Here is a 2556-nt window from a genome sequence, read left to right as displayed (position 1 = left end):
ATTAGGTGAGTTTTAGCACAACTCACAAAATATTATATAAAGAAGGTAGTGAGATGGTAGATTTCATTGCGATTATTTATTCTTTTTGTAATTATTTATTACAGCTTGAATAGATAGAGCATGAATTTCACCTCTATTCCTTGCCCTTAGGGGGACATTTTAAAATTTAAGGAGGAAATATTAACAAGAAATTTGTTAAAATAAAGGATGAACAAAATTAAAAATATTGCAATTATTGCACACGTAGATCACGGAAAAACAACTCTTGTCGATGCTTTGTTGAAACAGGCAGGAACATTTGGGGAACATGAAAAAGTAGATGAAAGAATTATGGATAGTAATGATTTGGAGAAGGAAAGAGGAATTACGATTTTTTCTAAAAATGCTTCATTTCATTATGATGGATATAAGATAAATATTGTGGATACTCCTGGCCATGCGGATTTTGGTGGGGAAGTACAAAGAATATTGAAAATGGTTGATTCTGTTTTACTTCTAGTAGATGCATTTGAAGGTGTTATGCCACAGACTAAATATGTATTAAAACAGGCATTAGAGCATGGACTTCGTCCAATTGTAGTAGTTAATAAGATTGACAGGCCAAATTCAGATCCTGATGCAGTTGTGGATTCTGTTTTTGACTTATTTGTAGATTTAGGAGCAAATGATATTCAGCTTGATTTTCCAGTAGTTTATGCGTCTGCAAAAAATGGATTTGCTAAACTGGAACTGGAAGATGAAGATAAGGATATGAAACCGCTTTATGATAAAATTATGGAGCATGTAGAAGATCCTGAAGGAGATGTGAATGAGCCGCTTCAAATGCTTGTTACAAATACTGAATATGATGAATATGTAGGAAAATTAGGAACTGGAAGAATTTATAACGGGAAAATTGAAAAAAATCAGGAAATTACATTGATTAAGAGAAATGGTGACTTGGTAAATGGTAAAGTTACGAGAATTTATGGATATGACGGACTTAAAAAAGTTGAAATGGAAGTAGCGTATGCTGGAGATATTGTAACAATCGCTGGAATTGATAAAATTGACATAGGAGAAACTGTAGCAAGTAGAGAAAATCCTAAGCCATTACCATTAATTGACATTGATGAGCCTACACTTGCTATGACATTTATGGTAAATGATTCACCATTTGCAGGACAGGATGGAAAATTTGTAACTTCGAGAAATATTTTGGAAAGATTGCAAAAGGAAGTAAATCATAACGTGAGTATGAGACTTGAAATGACAGATTCGCCAGATGCATTTATTGTAAAAGGAAGAGGAGAGCTTCAATTATCTATTTTGCTTGAAAATATGAGAAGAGAAGGCTACGAAGTAGCAGTTTCAAAGCCAGAAGTTATTTTTAAAGAAGAAAATGGACAGAAAATGGAGCCAATCGAACTTGCAATTATCGATGTTGCAGATGAGTTTGTAGGAGTCGTAATTGAAAAATTAGGGCTTAGAAAAGGTGAAATGGTAAATATGAATCAAGGAAGCGATGGATATACAAGACTTGAGTTTAAAGTACCATCACGTGGATTAATTGGATTTAGAAATGAGTTCTTGACGGAAACAAGAGGAACAGGAATTATAAATCATTCATTCTTCGAGTATGAACCTTTCAAGGGAGAGGTAACAGGACGAAGAAGAGGAGTTTTAATCGCAATGGAACCTGGAACAAGTTTAGGGTACTCGTTAAATAACTTACAACCAAGAGGAATCCTGTTTATAGGGCCAGGAGTGGAAGTTTACGAGGGAATGATAGTCGGAGAGCATTCAAGAGAAAATGACTTAGTTGTAAATGTGTGCAAAGGGAAAAAACTTACAAATATGAGGGCTGCTGGAAGTGATGATGCTGTAAAATTAGCGCCACCAAAAGAATTTACACTGGAATTGGCACTTGAATATATCGAAAATGATGAGTTAGTGGAAATTACACCTAACTTTATCAGACTTAGAAAAAAATATTTGAATGCTAACGATAGAAAAAAATATGAAAACTCTAAAAATTAAATATTAATATAAATTAGTAGCGATGTGATTTTTATGGATAATATAAAACTTCAAGAAAAATTAAAAGCCGAGTTGTCAGATGAAAAAATAAAATTTATTGAAAAATATAGTTTGGAAATAAATTCCAGAAGGCAATGGATAACTAGAAGAAATAATACACCAGAACGCTTATATTTTTCACATAAGTTTATTTCACAAAATAATATTTTAGAAATAGTTTTTAGAAAATATCAGCTTTGTTTTGCAAAATTGAAATATTTTAGAGCAAATATTGAAAAGTATGATTTTTATAAATATACTCCAAAAGAAGGTTTTGTAAAGACGCAATTGTGGGATGTAGAATTTTTTTATCATAGAAAATCAAAAAAAATAATAGATTTAAGATATTTACAGCAAATAAGAAAAGTAGAAGATTTTTTGGAACTTATCGAATGGCTTGATAGTTTTGAAAAATAACAAATAAAAACTGGAGCTAAAAAAATTTCAATAGTTCCAGTTTTTTTATTGTTTTAAATTTATAAAATTTATTAGACTTGT

Annotated in this window: 2 protein-coding genes; both read left to right on the top strand. The window is 31.3% G+C overall.

What is annotated here, in order from left to right:
* Positions 1-207 precede the first annotated feature (207 nt).
* Entirely contained in the window at positions 208-2019 is a 1812-nt protein-coding gene (typA, locus tag Q0370_RS11700) for a translational GTPase TypA (protein WP_299575942.1), read from the top strand.
* 33 nt (positions 2020-2052) lie between these two features.
* Positions 2053-2475 (top strand): hypothetical protein, encoded by a 423-nt coding sequence (locus Q0370_RS11695; protein WP_299575940.1) that lies wholly within the window; start codon positions 2053-2055, stop codon positions 2473-2475.
* Positions 2476-2556 lie beyond the last annotated feature (81 nt).

It is taken from the genome of uncultured Leptotrichia sp. (assembly GCF_938036635.1).
GTDB lineage: Bacteria > Fusobacteriota > Fusobacteriia > Fusobacteriales > Leptotrichiaceae > Leptotrichia > Leptotrichia hongkongensis.
This window is presented reverse-complemented; position numbering and strand designations above follow the sequence as displayed.

Bases quoted from the DNA above. Each gene is read 5' to 3' on its own strand.
- typA (WP_299575942.1), top strand. From the start codon at position 208: ATGAACAAAATTAAAAATATTGCAATTATTGCACACGTAGATCACGGA.
- Q0370_RS11695 (WP_299575940.1), top strand. From the start codon at position 2,053: ATGGATAATATAAAACTTCAAGAAAAATTAAAAGCCGAGTTGTCAGAT.